The 13,422-nt window shown below is 48.2% G+C and carries 10 protein-coding genes and 1 pseudogene; 7 read left to right on the top strand and 4 right to left on the bottom strand.

The features are described 5' to 3' along the window. Positions 1–61: 61 nt before the first annotated feature. Both ACZ5DR_RS02505 and ACZ5DR_RS02510 read left to right on the top strand, forming a co-directional pair. Positions 62–1,318, top strand: coding sequence for an HlyC/CorC family transporter (locus tag ACZ5DR_RS02505; RefSeq protein WP_377364179.1), 1,257 nt, complete (start codon positions 62–64; stop codon positions 1,316–1,318). Between the two features lie 12 nt (positions 1,319–1,330). Continuing rightward, positions 1,331–1,870 carry an NUDIX hydrolase gene (locus ACZ5DR_RS02510; protein ID WP_377364180.1) on the top strand — a complete coding sequence of 180 codons (540 nt, stop codon included), beginning with the start codon at positions 1,331–1,333 and terminating at the stop codon, positions 1,868–1,870. Here the strand turns inward: ACZ5DR_RS02510 and ACZ5DR_RS02515 are convergent. Together ACZ5DR_RS02515 and ACZ5DR_RS02520 are read right to left on the bottom strand one after the other, a co-directional pair. Continuing rightward, positions 1,867–2,175: a YqfO family protein gene (locus ACZ5DR_RS02515; protein WP_377364181.1), complete on the bottom strand. Its 309-nt coding sequence runs from the start codon at positions 2,173–2,175 to the stop codon at positions 1,867–1,869. The two genes, ACZ5DR_RS02510 and ACZ5DR_RS02515, sit on opposite strands and share 4 nt — an antisense overlap. A gap of 3 nt (positions 2,176–2,178) precedes the next feature. After that, positions 2,179–3,042, bottom strand: a complete 864-nt coding sequence (locus ACZ5DR_RS02520) for a DUF72 domain-containing protein (protein WP_377364183.1) — start codon at positions 3,040–3,042, stop codon at positions 2,179–2,181. A gap of 222 nt (positions 3,043–3,264) precedes the next feature. Here ACZ5DR_RS02520 and iolB point away from each other — a divergent pair, with 222 nt between their 5' ends. Next, on the top strand, positions 3,265–4,092 hold the full coding sequence (gene iolB / locus ACZ5DR_RS02525) for a 5-deoxy-glucuronate isomerase (RefSeq protein ID WP_377364185.1): 828 nt from the start codon (positions 3,265–3,267) through the stop codon (positions 4,090–4,092). Between the two features lie 84 nt (positions 4,093–4,176). Here the strand turns inward: iolB and ACZ5DR_RS02530 are convergent, their stop codons facing one another. Continuing rightward, positions 4,177–5,013 carry a MurR/RpiR family transcriptional regulator gene (locus ACZ5DR_RS02530; protein WP_377364187.1) on the bottom strand — a complete coding sequence of 279 codons (837 nt, stop codon included), beginning with the start codon at positions 5,011–5,013 and terminating at the stop codon, positions 4,177–4,179. A 398-nt stretch (positions 5,014–5,411) separates the two neighbouring features. Here ACZ5DR_RS02530 and ACZ5DR_RS02535 point away from each other — a divergent pair, with 398 nt between their 5' ends. The 4 genes and pseudogenes from ACZ5DR_RS02535 to ACZ5DR_RS02550 all read left to right on the top strand — a co-directional run bounded on the left by ACZ5DR_RS02535 (position 5,412) and on the right by ACZ5DR_RS02550 (position 11,952). Next, positions 5,412–6,308, top strand: coding sequence for a sugar phosphate isomerase/epimerase family protein (locus ACZ5DR_RS02535; RefSeq protein ID WP_377364189.1), 897 nt, complete (start codon positions 5,412–5,414; stop codon positions 6,306–6,308). Between the two features lie 297 nt (positions 6,309–6,605). Next, positions 6,606–8,516 carry a bifunctional 5-dehydro-2-deoxygluconokinase/5-dehydro-2-deoxyphosphogluconate aldolase gene (locus ACZ5DR_RS02540; protein WP_377364191.1) on the top strand — a complete coding sequence of 637 codons (1,911 nt, stop codon included), beginning with the start codon at positions 6,606–6,608 and terminating at the stop codon, positions 8,514–8,516. Positions 8,517–8,586: 70 nt separating this feature from the next. Then, positions 8,587–10,317, top strand: a pseudogene (gene iolD / locus ACZ5DR_RS02545) (3D-(3,5/4)-trihydroxycyclohexane-1,2-dione acylhydrolase (decyclizing)); the annotation flags it as partial. A 132-nt stretch (positions 10,318–10,449) separates the two neighbouring features. Then, complete coding sequence (locus ACZ5DR_RS02550) at positions 10,450–11,952, top strand: CoA-acylating methylmalonate-semialdehyde dehydrogenase (protein WP_377364193.1); 1,503 nt, start codon at positions 10,450–10,452, stop codon at positions 11,950–11,952. Positions 11,953–12,345: 393 nt separating this feature from the next. Here the strand turns inward: ACZ5DR_RS02550 and ACZ5DR_RS02555 are convergent, their stop codons facing one another. Beyond that, complete coding sequence (locus ACZ5DR_RS02555; protein ID WP_377364195.1) at positions 12,346–13,374, bottom strand: Gfo/Idh/MocA family oxidoreductase; 1,029 nt, start codon at positions 13,372–13,374, stop codon at positions 12,346–12,348. Positions 13,375–13,422: the final 48 nt, after the last annotated feature.

Here is a 13,422-nt window from a genome sequence, read left to right on the forward strand (position 1 = left end):
TGACACCGAACAAACGAGAACTAATAATCCGTTCTTACTCCAAATTTGAGGCATTATTTTTTTGAACGACGTTCCCTTAAGTATTCTGGCTGGAATACTGGTTTTCTTAATCATTCTCTCTGCGTTTTTCTCTAGTTCCGAAACCAGCATGCTTTCGATCAATAAGTATCGTTTGAAGCATTTGGTTAAGAATGGACACCGTTCTGCCAAGAAGGCTAGCAAACTTCTTGAGCGACCAGATCGTCTTATTGGCGTAATCCTAATCGGTAACAACTTCGTCAACATCCTGGCTTCCGCCATCGCGACCATTATTGCGGTTCGCCTTTGGGGAGACGCTGGTGTGGCCATTGCAACAGGTGCTCTGACTCTGATCATCTTGATCTTTGCCGAAGTGACACCAAAAACCATGGCAACGATTCACCCAGAAAAAATCGCATTCCCAGCTTCTTGGGGATTGACCGTTCTGTTAAAAGCCTTATACCCCTTGGTGGTGATTGTGAACACCATGTCTAACGGCTTATTACGCCTCTTTGGCGTTCACAGCAGCCACGGCAGCAATGACAAACTAGGCTCTGAAGAGCTGCGCACCGTGGTAAATGAAGCCAGTGGCCTAATTCCACCCGCTCACCAAGAGATGTTGCTGTCCATTTTGGATTTAGAGAATGTCTCTGTTGAAGACATCATGGTGCCAAGAAACGAAGTCATCGGCATCGACATTGAAGACTCTATCGAAGAGATCATTGAACAAATTTGTGAATCCCGTCACACCCGTATGCCGGTTTACAATGGCGAGATCAACAAGGTCATCGGTATTCTGCATGCCCGCCATGCGGCGCAATTCTTACGCGAACCGAACCCTTCTAAAGCCGCGCTGCTGAAAGCTACCCTAGAACCTTACTTCATCCCAGAAAGTACCTCTATCAACACAGTACTGCTGAACTTCCAAAAAGATCACCAGCAAATGGGTATCGTGGTAGACGAATACGGTGATGTACAAGGTATTGCAGCACTAGAAGACATCTTGGAAGAGATCGTAGGTGAATTCACCCCTCCCACCCAAGACGAAGAAGAAGAAATCGCCCTACTGGATGACGGCTCTTTCCGTATCGAAGGGTCCACACACATTCGCGACATTAACAAGGCCCTAAGCTGGCATTTGCCCACTGACGGACCTAAAACTCTAAACGGCCTCATCATAGAAACACTGGAGTTCATCCCTGAGCACCCAATCAGCCTTTGGGTCGATAATTACATGATCGAAATTCAGGAGATCGAGGACAAGGTCGTCAAGTTTGCCCGTTTAGAGCACAGAAGATAAAAGGTATTGAGTATGAGATTCTGCCCGAAATGTGGTCACCAAGTGAATATGGAAATCCCCGCCGGTGATAATAGAGTTCGGGCAGTCTGTCCTAGTTGTGACTTTATCGATTACGACAACCCACGGTTAATCACAGGCACCATTCCTTTATACCAAGGTAAACTGCTGCTTTGCCGCCGTAATATCGAACCCCGCTTGGGCTACTGGACACTGCCAGCAGGCTTTATGGAAAATGGCGAAACAACCTTAGAAGGCGCTCTTCGAGAAACCCTTGAAGAAAGTGGCTCGGAAGTCATTCCCAAACAACCCTTCGCCTTGATCAGCATTCCGCAGTTTAATCAGGTACATCTATTTTACATTGCCGAATTGCCAAAACCTGATTTCCACCCAACTTCCGAAAGCTCTGAAGTGGAGCTATTCGATCTAGATCAGATCCCTTGGGACGAACTGGCCTTTAGCAGTGTCACCAAAGCACTGACATTCTTTATAGCGGATCATAAAACGGGCCAGTATGGCTTTCACGAAGACACCATCCTGCGCAACAGCCTTTAAGTCTCAACCCGAATCAGATGGTAAGCCACTTCTTCATAGGGGTGGCTGGCTTTTAACGCCGCAACCACGCCAGACTTAAGCTCATCCTGTAAAACCATTTCAACTCGATACTCCGCCACTTTCTCTAGCTGTCCCGCCTGACCGATAAAAGGATTCGCTTGGGAAGCAGGACAAAACTGCCCTTCACCCTTTACCTGCCAACAACAATCAGCATAATCACCGATCGCCCCCGCCCCAGCGGCAAACACCGCCGTTTTAACGGATTCGAGATGGGTTTCTGGCACATAAAAAACCAAACTGTACATAGATTAAATTAACCCCATTTGTTCATGATGAGTGGGCAAGGCAATTTGAGGCTGATAATTCGGAAGACGCGCCAACAGTTTCTGATCCAGCCAGGAAGCCAAGGTGGGTGCAGCAATATTATCCGAGGAATGAATAAATACCGTAGGCGTCAGGCCAGATTCAAGCCATTGGGCAAGCTTGCTGACCCATTGATCGAGCCAAACATGATTACGATCTAAATCTGGATGACCAATAAAACGCACCACTGGATGGGCCCCCGTTGCCACAGGGTGACAAGGCACCCGAGGCTTTTTGCGTTGAGCATCCACTAAGCTGTCACAATAAGCGGGGGTAGAAAATACCGGACGAGAATCCATCACCACTTTATCCGCACCACTGTTGGCCAAGAGGCTTAAAAACGCCTTTTCGTTATTCCCCTTATCAAACAAATCAAGACTACGGACTTCAACACTCAAGGGGGCCTTCAGCGTCCAAGCATCACACAACGCTTGAATAACGGGTAAATGCTGAGCTGTCACCGTTGCAGGGAACTGGAGCATCGTTGCTCCCAACAGAGGTTCAATAGGCCGCAGTAAATCTTGAAAAGCTTGCCAAGCCGACATGCAGCTCGTCTCATCCAGCTCTTCAAACTGATGAGAGATATGGCGCGGCACTTTAAAGGAAAATCTGAAATCCTCCCCCACCATGGCGGCCCAACGCTCAATTTGCTCAGGGGCCACATCCGTATAGAAGGTACTCCCTACTTCCACGGCTTTAAAAAACTTGGCATAGTGACCTAGCCGTGCCCCGGTAGCTTCTGAACGGGGATACAACCAATCCACCCAAGCGGGATGCTGCCATTGTGCCATGCCATAGCGGATGACCATCTACAAAACTCCAATTTATCAGCGGCCATACCGCCTAGATAAGAACATTGAAGCCTTATTTTACCATTCGCTGGCGATCCTACCTAAACTAAAAACACCGATTACCTAACGGCAAAATAAAATAAATATTCCAAAATAATTTGATATGGAATTTTTAATACTATATCGTGTGGCTATTCGTGATAAATATGAACATAGATTTTTCTATTGTGGGAGTTGAGCATGTCGCATCTATTATCAAAAAAACAAACGCTAGAAGGCAGCACACAAACGCAGAAAATTACGCCCGAAAGCGCTAATTGGAACTACGTTGGCTTCGAAGCCCATACATTAAGGAAAGGCGAAACCTTTGCGGTGGAAACAGGTAGCAACGAAGTCTGTGTCGTACTGTTAAACGGTAAAGCTGACGCCAAGACCAACGAACAACAGTGGGACAATATTGGCGACCGCGAATCCGTATTTGACCAAAAAGCCCCTTTTGCCGTCTACGCTTCATCGAACGACTGCATTTCAATGACGGCTTTAACAGACATTGAGCTAGCGGTTTGCCAAGCACCAGCGAAAGGCAACTACCCTGCGCGATTAATTCGTCCAGAAGATTGCCAATTTGAAAGCCGCGGCGTGGGCAGCAACCGTCGTCACGTTTGCAACGTATTGTTTAGCAACTTAGAAGCCGACAGCCTACTGGTGTGTGAGGTCATCACTCCAAGCGGCAATTGGTCCAGCTATCCACCACACAAGCACGACCAAGACGCTGCGCCAGCGGAAACACAACTTGAAGAAACCTACTACCACCGGATCGATCCACCTCAAGGCTTTGTATTCCAGCGGGTTTACACCGATGACCGCAGCCTAGACGAAACGATGGCAGTGGAAGATGGTGATGTGGTCATGGTGCCAGAAGGCTACCATCCTGTGGGCGTTCCACACGGTTACCAGTCTTACTACCTGAATGTCATGGCTGGTCCATCCCGTAACTGGATTTTCCACAACGACAAAGACCATGAATGGATTATTGAGCGAGACAAGAAGATCGCTGCTGACCAATAGAGGCGAGTCCGACGCAACACCAACAAAAAAGCGGAAGTGCATGCACTTCCGCTTTTTTAATGCGCTCTAAAACAGGCCAATCACTTAGGCTTCTTGAAGCTTATAGGCCAAACCAATAGAAAGCGCCTGAGCCAAACATAACGACGAAGAAAGGGAACGAAACGAATCGATCTCCGCCTCTTTCACCACAAAGCATACGGACGCCACAGACGCCAAAGGACTTAGGTGATTATCCGTAATCACTATCACTGGGATCCCCCTTTCCACTGCCACTTTCGCCACTTGTTGAGTTTCTTCCGCATAGGGGTGAAAGCTCACCGCAATCAATACATCTTTGTCATCGAAGGTGCTGGCCTGCTCTTTGTACATCCCCCCCACGCCATCAACCAAATACGCTTTGCGATCAATATGGCGCAAGGCATAAGCAAAATAACTCGACACAACAAACGCTCGACGCACGCCAACAATATGGGCAGCTTGAGCCTGACTTAAAATATCAATGGCCTTATCCAAGTCTTCTGCGCGAATATTATCCCCTAGGTGCTCCAACGCTAGGGTATTAGCTTCCGTAAAACGAGTCAGCAGCTGATAAGAAGACTGACTGCTATCAGGTTGCCCTGATGCTTGACGCGCCATACGAATGCGGTCTTGATAGCTTGGGGAATCCGCCATCAAACTTTGTTGAAACAGCTTTTGCATTTCACTGAAGCCGCTAAAACCAAACGCATTGGCAAATCGAACCCAAGTAGAAGGATGAACGCCCGCATCTTTTGACAAAACAGCCACGGTTCCGAACGCCACTTCATTTGGGTAATCCAACACAAACTCCGCCACTTGGCGCAGGCGCTTACTGAGCTGAGAATGGTTTTGTTTGATAGTTTCGTTTAAATCGGAAAGAGAGGCGGGTGAGTTAGTCGTCATAAAAGGCTCGCATCATTCACTCCCTTTAGGCACAAAGCAGAGGAAGCAAGTTCGTAGTATTGTTATTGGCGCACAGTCTTTTTGCTATGCCTGTAAATGCATATTACATAAATGGAACAAAAGTTCTATATTTTTATTGTACATTATCTAGTGTTCAGTCCGCCACGAACCCCAGTCTTAATGAAAAGGAAAAACACTTCTCAGGCGAGATAGACTGACCTGGAATGAATATTTAGCAATATATTTGATTGAATGCTACATTCTATTGTTGACGATAAACGGAATATACGTTCCAATTCAGACAATAGATAATCCGTATCCATAGGAAAGCGCTTCTTTGATAGACAGCACTTCAGCACGGAAGACCATTCAATAAAAATAATCGAAAAGGTTTTGCTATGAAAATTGCACTCGATCCATATATGCACCGCCACCTTTCTTTGGAAGAGCTATGCCGCGCCACCAAAGAAATGGGATACGATCACATCGAACTGTCTCCTCGGGCAGACTTCCTACAGTGGTGGACACGCCCACGTGTTTACCCAGAGCGCCTTCAAAGCTTCAAAAAAGCCATGAAGGACCACGATGTATCCATTTCAACCCTTCAGCCTATGTACCGTTGGTCTAGCCCTTATGAGGACGAATGGAAAATGGCTATGGACAACTGGAAGCGCGTCATTGAGATTGCCGTTGAATTAGACAACCCTCTACTGATTTCTGAATTTGGACGAGGTGGTTCTCCAGAGCGTTCAAATGCCGATACCCAAGGGATTCATACCCCTGAAGCCTGTGAAAACGCCTTCTGGCGCTCTATGGATGTGTTAGTCCCCTTGCTTGAAAAAGAAGGTCTAACCTTATGTGTTGAACCTCATCCAGAAGACTGGGTTGAAGAAATGGCGCCAGCGGCGGACATCATTCGCACGATCAACTCTTCAGCAGTTCAATGCTCTTATATCGCGCCTCACTCGTTTTACTATGGGGACGACCTAGCGCAGACCATTCGTGACACCAAAGGTATTCTGCAGCACGCTCGTGTAGCGGACACCTTTAATCACAAGGGCTCATCTCAGTTACGCTACATCGTGAACCCACCTGGTTCCAATGCTCGAGTTCACCAACACCTGGACATGGGTGAAGGCGAAGTGGATTGGGATACTTTCTTCAAGACCCTACATGAGATCGGTTTTGACGGCGTTCTATCAAGCTGTGTGTTTGCATGGGAAGAACGCGCTGAACAATCGTCTCGCTTTATGCGCGACGAAATCCAGCGCTACGTGGACAAATACTGGAAATAGCGTGAGCCACGTAATCGTGAGATGACACAAAAGCCACCTAAGAAAACCTTAGGTGGCTTTTTAATGAACACAGGGTAGCAATTCAACCCTAAAAAGAATCTTCAACGCTCACACAAAAGCGCTGAAATATTTCAAAAATAGAACGAGAAAAATATTTATTCTATTTTGTTGAATTTTTGGAAAATAAATTCTATTCTGATCTCAGTGAATCAAAACTATAAAAATACAGCCTCAGTCTTACCCTAGAACTGACTCGTGGTTTCCAGGTGACAAGGCTGACACGGGAGATAAAGAAACATGCCCAGCGATAAAACCTTAGATTTAATTTGTCTCGGCCGCGCGGCAGTCGACATTTACTCAGAGCAAATCGGCAGCCGACTTGAAGACGTCACCAGTTTTGCGAAGTACCTAGGTGGCTCCTCAGGGAACATCGCCTACGGAACCGCTCGCCTAGGTCTGAAAAGCGCCATGCTTACCCGTGTTGGCAACGAACACATGGGGCGCTTCGTGAAAGAAGAGCTAGAGCGTGTTGGCTGTGATACCAGCCACGTGGTGACAGATTCAGAACGCCTAACAGGCCTAGTACTTCTAGGCATTAAAGACAGCGACACCTTCCCTCTTATCTTCTACCGCAATGATTGTGCGGACATGGCCGTGAGCCCAGAAGATTTCGACGCTGACTTCATTGGCTCAGCGAAAGCACTGGTCATCACTGGCACACACTTCTCTACCGATGGCACGTACGCAGCCAGCAAAAAAGCCATCGAGTACGCGAAAGCTAACGACACAAAATGTGTGTTAGACATCGATTACCGTCCCGTACTTTGGGGCTTAACAAACCCTGGCGATGGCGAAACCCGCTTTATTTCCAATGACCAAGTTACCACTCACCTGCAAGGTATTTTGGGTGACTTTGACCTAATCGTGGGTACTGAAGAAGAAGTTCACATTGCAGGCGGCAGCACTGACACTATTACTGCACTGAAGAAAATTCGCGAATTGAGTAACGCGACCATCGTTCTAAAATTGGGTGCACTAGGTTGTACCGTTCTAGAAGGCGACATCCCTGCAAGCGAAGACGACTTTGATGTATTCACTGGCGTTCGCGTTGATGTGATGAACGTGTTGGGGGCGGGTGATGCCTTTATGAGTGGTTTCTTACGGGGCTGGATCCGTGGCGAGTCACCTAAACAATGCTGTGCTTACGCGAATGCTTGTGGTGCTTTGGTTGTATCACGCCACGGCTGTGCACCCGCCATTCCAAGTGCGGAAGAGTTGGATTACTACCTTGAGCACGCTGAAGGAATCCCGCGCCCAGATCTAGACGATGAACTGAATCACCTACACCGAGTGACCACTGAACGTCTTCCATACGATTGGCAAGACCTATGTATCTTTGCATTTGACCACCGTAAACAGTTGTTTGATATGGCCACTGAAGAAGGCACAGATCCAGAGCGCATCAAAACCTTGAAGCGTTTGTTAGTCCAAGCTCTAAATAAAGGCATCAAAGAAATCGGCGATAGCCAATACGGTGTATTGATCGACGACACTTATGGTCAAGATGCATTAAACGATGTAACCGGACGCAACATGTGGATCGGACGCCCTGTTGAGTTTCCAAGCTCACGTCCAATTGAGCTTGAAGGTGGTCGCAGTATCGGTTCACGCCTAAAAACTTGGCCAAAAGAGCACATTATCAAATGTTTGGTGTTCTATTCTCACAAGGACACGCCAGAGATGTTGGCTGCTCAAGAGCGCCAAGTGATCGAGCTTTATAAAGCTGCGTGTGTATCTGGCCATGAATTATTACTGGAAATCATCTCACCTCGAGATCAAGCACCTGACGACACGGTTTACACCGAGTCTCTAAAACGCTTTTATGATCTAGGTGTTCGTCCAGACTGGTGGAAACTACCGCCACAAACACCAAGCAACTGGCAGCAAATCACAGACATCGTGAATACCAATGACCCGCACTGTCGCGGTGTGGTAATGCTTGGACTGGATGCGCCACTGGATGAGCTGAAACAAGGGTTTGCAAACAGCGCTGGCTTCGACATTGTGAAAGGCTTTGCGGTGGGTCGCTCTATCTTTGGCGTACCAAGCCGTGAATGGCTAGGCGGTCGTTTCGACGATGAACAACTTATCAACGCCTGTGTCTCCAACTATTTAGAATTGGTTTCCTACTGGAAAGACCGCCACTAACCTAGGCATTTAAGGAATCAACATGAGCACTATTAAATTAACCATGGCGCAAGCGGTAATCCGCTACATGATGGCGCAAAAGATCGAGACTGATGAAGGCATCAAGCCTATGTTCGCAGGTGTCTGGGCGATCTTCGGTCACGGCAACGTGGCAGGTCTGGGTGAAGCACTTTACCACGTGAAGGAACAGCTACCGACTTACCGTGCGCACAACGAGCAAGGCATGGCACACGCGGCCATCGCCTTCGCAAAGACAAAAAACCGTCAACAAATGATGGCTTGTACCGCATCGGCTGGTCCAGGTGCTGTAAACATGGTCACGGCAGCCGCCGTTGCCCATGTTAACCGTATTCCTGTGTTGTTCTTACCTGGGGATACTTTTGCAACACGTATGCCTGACCCGGTATTGCAGCAAGTGGAAAACTTCCACGATCACACGTTAACGTCAAATGACTGTTTCCGCCCTGTGAGCCGTTTCTTCGACCGCATTACCCGTCCAGAGCAGCTTCTGACGTCTTTGCCACAAGCGATGCGCGTGCTAACAGATCCAGTGGAGTGTGGCCCAGTCACACTGGGCATGCCTCAAGACGTTCAAACCATGGCGTTTGATTTCCCTGAGTCATTTTTCGATGAGAAAGTTCACCGTCTGCGCCGCCAAGGCCCTGATGCGTTTGAACTTGCACAAGCGATCGAAGCTATCAAACAAGCGAAGAACCCTGTCGTCATCGCTGGTGGTGGCGTCCACTACTCTGGCGCATTAGAAGAGTTTGACGAATTTGTCTCAGCTCTAAAATTACCGGTGGGTGAAACCCAAGCTGGTAAAGGCGCACTGCCTTGGGATCACAAACAGAACATGGGCACCATAGGTGTGACCGGTGCAGGTTCCACTAACCGTTTAGTTCAAGACACAGATCTGATCATTGCGGTCGGCACACGTCTTGGTGACTTTGCGTCAGGCTCTCGATCTTTGATCAACCCTGATGCCAAATTGATTTCTCTAAACGTTGCCTCATTCGATGCCGTGAAACACAAAGCCGTGTCTTTGGTAGGTGATGCCAAACTGACGCTACCCATGCTAACCAAATCACTTGAAGGCTTTGAATCTGATGCAGCTTGGGTAGAGCGTGCTGAATCTGAGCGCCAAGCTTGGCAAGCGGACATTGATGAAGCAACACGCGACCGCGGTACTAACCTTCCTAGTGACGGTGAAGTGGTTGGTGCCGTTAACCGTGCTGCGGGCGAAAAAGACATCGTTGTTTGTGCTGCTGGGGGTCTTCCTGGGGAGCTACAAAAACTATGGCGTACCCGTTACAGCCGCGGTTACCACATGGAGTACGGCTACTCTTGTATGGGTTACGAAATCGCAGGTGGTGTCGGCACCAAGATGGCTGCGCCAGATTCTGAAGTGTACGTCATGGTGGGGGATGGCTCCTACCTAATGATGAACTCTGAAATCGCTACCTCTGTGATGCTTGGCCTAAAAGTTGTGTTCGTCGTGTTGGATAACCGTGGTTACGGCTGTATTCACCGTCTACAACAATTCTGTGGTGGCCCAGGCTTCAACAACATGCTGGAAGACTGCTTAACCGTCGAAGGTGGCGCACCTAAAACTGACTTCGTTGCACACGGTAAAGCATTGGGCGCAAACGGTGAGAAGGTGACAACCATCCAAGAACTGGAAGCCGCCCTTGAGCGCGCCAAAGCCTCCCCAATCAGCTACTTAATCGAAATCGATACGGATCCAGCCATTGTCACTGAAAGCGGTGGCCACTGGTGGGATGTTGCCGTACCGGAAGTATCTGAACGTGAAGAAGTGCGCAACGCTCGTAAAAACTACGAAGAGCACAAAGCACGTCAGTTCAAAAACCTATAAATCATTCAGTTAGAGAACGCCGCCTTTCGCGAGGCGGCTCAAACAATAAAAGGTACTCAAATGGAAACTTTAGGAAACTTCATTAACGGCCAGCACGTTGCCAGCCAAAGTGGCCGTATCGGTCCTGTTTACAACCCTGCAACGGGTGAGCAAAGCCTAAACGTTGCCCTATCTAGCGCGGACGAAACACGTGACGCGATTGCCGTTGCACAAACGGCATTTGAATCTTGGCGTAAAGTCACTCCGCTAAACCGTGCCCGCGTTCTTTTCAAGTACAAAGCACTTCTTGAGGAACACGCTGACGAAATCGCTGAAATGATTACTAAAGAACACGGTAAAGTGTTCTCTGACGCGAAAGGCGAATTGACTCGTGGCCTAGAAGTGGTTGAGTTTGCTTGTGGTATTCCTCACCTTCAAAAAGGCGAGCACAGCCTAAACGTTGGTCGTGGCGTTGACAGTATGTCTTTGATGCAACCGCTAGGTGTTTGTGCCGGTATCGCACCATTTAACTTCCCTGCCATGGTGCCAATGTGGATGTTCCCTGTTGCCATCGCCTGTGGTAACACTTTCGTTATGAAGCCGTCTGAAAAAGATCCTTCTGTTCCACTACGCTTAGCTGAACTTTTAACTGAAGCAGGTCTACCTGATGGCGTATTCAACGTTGTTAACGGTGACAAAGAGTCTGTGGACGTTCTATTGACTGACGAGCGTGTACAAGCAGTTAGCTTTGTAGGCTCAACGCCAATCGCAGAATACATCTACTCTACTGCGTCTGCCCACGGCAAACGTGTACAAGCACTAGGTGGCGCGAAAAACCACATGATCGTTATGCCTGACGCAGATCCTGCTCAAGTGGTCGGCTCTCTAATGGGTGCCGCTTACGGTTCGGCTGGTGAGCGCTGTATGGCCATCTCTGTTGCAGTTTGTGTGGGTGATGAAGTGGCTGACAACCTAATCTCTAGCCTAAGCAAAGAGATCGACACCATGCGTGTTGGCCCGGGTCTAGGTCTTCCTGAAGAAGCGCACATGGGTCCAGTTATCTCTAAAGAGCACTGTGCAAAAATCAAAGGCTACATCGATACGGGTGTAGAAGAAGGCGCTACCTTAGTACGCGATGGTCGTGAATTCGTTTACCCTGGCCATGAAAACGGTTACTTCGTAGGCCCAACACTGTTCGACAATGTTAAGAAAGGCATGCGTATTTACGAAGAAGAGATCTTCGGCCCTGTATTGTGTGTTGTTCGCGCAGAAAGCTACGCCGAAGCAGTTGAGATGATCAACGCTCACGAATACGGCAACGGTACTTCCATCTTCACCCGTGACGGCGACACGGCACGTCAATTCTGTGAAGAAATCCAAGTGGGCATGGTGGGTGTTAACGTACCGATCCCAGTCCCTATGGCATTCCACAGCTTCGGTGGTTGGAAACGTTCTTTGTTTGGACCGCTACACATGCATGGTCCAGATGGCGTTCGCTTCTACACTCGCATGAAGACTGTTACTGCTCGCTGGCCAACAGGTCTTCGCGCAGGCGCGGAATTCTCCATGCCGACCATGAAGTAGTTGATAGAGTTAGACACGAAAGATACTCCGACCACCTCCGTGGCTGCTGCTAGTTTGCTCCGGTAATCTCTCTCTAGTATGCAGTATTTTTAGCCCACTTTACGTGGGCTTTTTTCGTGTCATTTTGAAACAAAGCCGATACAAAAAATGACACAAACCTATAGATCGATTACCTATATCGACCTGAATTTTGATCACTAAACAAACTAAAGTGAAGTATGAGCCTTAACTCTATTGGCGAATAGAAGGTGTAATAAGACCTCAACAGCCCCTTATTTATCGACTGAAAGAGATCTAAAAAGAGGACGAAGGAACCCAAATAAAAGGGTAAATGAAAGGCGATTAAGCGGCCAAAATATGACCGCTTTAGTTAAGTAAAATCAGTGGATGAAATCAGTCGATGGAAACACACTGATTTTGCGCAGCACTCAAGGAAACCGCATCAATGACTTTAAGGACTTCAATGGCTTCTTCACAGGTCACAGGTGGTGTTTTACCTTGAGTCACAGCGTCGTAAAACTGCTGGTAATAGTCATGGTATCGACCTTGCTCTGAGGGGACAGTGCGTTTGTCTTCTGGGGTTGCAAGTAATGCCCAGTGGGCCTCATCTTGATATCCCCAGCCATCTAAATCCTCCACCGGGCGTTTGCCTGCAAAGATATCTTGAGCCTGTACGTCAGTCGCCAAAGAGTGATAACCACCGTTCTCTGCGTACACGAGAATCTCCTTCGCCACCAAGCCATTCACTTTACTTGCGGACAAGTGGGAGTGAACGCCATTTTTGTGGTTAAGGGTAATGCAAAAACTGGTGTTAGTAGTGCCTTCAGGCAGCTCCATGTTATCTAAGTTAGCATTCACTGACGCCACAGAGCCGAATAGGTGAATGGCTTGATCCACCACATGGCTACCAAGGTCACGGAGCAAACCGCCTTCTGGCCCCTTCTCTAGGGTGGCAGGATCATCCAAATCGAACCGTGATTGGAAGCGCCAGACTTGCCCTAATACACCACTCTCTAAAGTTTTCTTTAAGGTAACAATATCCGTATCAAAGCGTCGGTTATGGAACACACTTAACACCACACCACGATCTTGTGCCGCTTTAGTCAGCTCTCTGGCAACCTCGGCATTCGGAGCAAAGGGTTTATCCGCTACCACATGCAAGCCAGCTTCAATGGCCTTAAGCACCAGCTCTCGGCGCGTATGAGGCGGAGTGGTTACAGTCACCGCATCAAGAGACACGCTAGCCATCATGCTGTCTAAGGATTCAAATACCGGCACATCAGGAAAATCCGCCTTAGCCGCCGCAACCTTATCGGCTGCTCGCGCGACAATCCCCACCAACTGGATGCCATTCACCGCCTCAATAAAAGGCCCATGAAAATGCTGTCCACCTGTACCATATCCAACTAACCCTAAGCGCATGATTCTGCTCCCTACATCCATTTACATTATTATTTAGACAAAATACTC

The sequence above is a fragment of the Marinomonas vaga genome, assembly GCF_055388305.1.

What these genes read in the sequence shown, in the direction of transcription:
- ACZ5DR_RS02510 (WP_377364180.1), top strand. Translation starts at nt 1,331, where the DNA reads ATGAGATTCTGCCCGAAATGTGGTCACCAAGTGAATATGGAAATCCCC.
- ACZ5DR_RS02515 (WP_377364181.1), bottom strand. Translation starts at nt 2,175, where the DNA reads ATGTACAGTTTGGTTTTTTATGTGCCAGAAACCCATCTCGAATCCGTT.
- ACZ5DR_RS02520 (WP_377364183.1), bottom strand. Translation starts at nt 3,042, where the DNA reads ATGGTCATCCGCTATGGCATGGCACAATGGCAGCATCCCGCTTGGGTG.
- iolB (WP_377364185.1), top strand. Translation starts at nt 3,265, where the DNA reads ATGTCGCATCTATTATCAAAAAAACAAACGCTAGAAGGCAGCACACAA.
- ACZ5DR_RS02530 (WP_377364187.1), bottom strand. Translation starts at nt 5,013, where the DNA reads ATGACGACTAACTCACCCGCCTCTCTTTCCGATTTAAACGAAACTATC.
- ACZ5DR_RS02535 (WP_377364189.1), top strand. Translation starts at nt 5,412, where the DNA reads ATGAAAATTGCACTCGATCCATATATGCACCGCCACCTTTCTTTGGAA.
- ACZ5DR_RS02540 (WP_377364191.1), top strand. Translation starts at nt 6,606, where the DNA reads ATGCCCAGCGATAAAACCTTAGATTTAATTTGTCTCGGCCGCGCGGCA.
- ACZ5DR_RS02550 (WP_377364193.1), top strand. Translation starts at nt 10,450, where the DNA reads ATGGAAACTTTAGGAAACTTCATTAACGGCCAGCACGTTGCCAGCCAA.
- ACZ5DR_RS02555 (WP_377364195.1), bottom strand. Translation starts at nt 13,374, where the DNA reads ATGCGCTTAGGGTTAGTTGGATATGGTACAGGTGGACAGCATTTTCAT.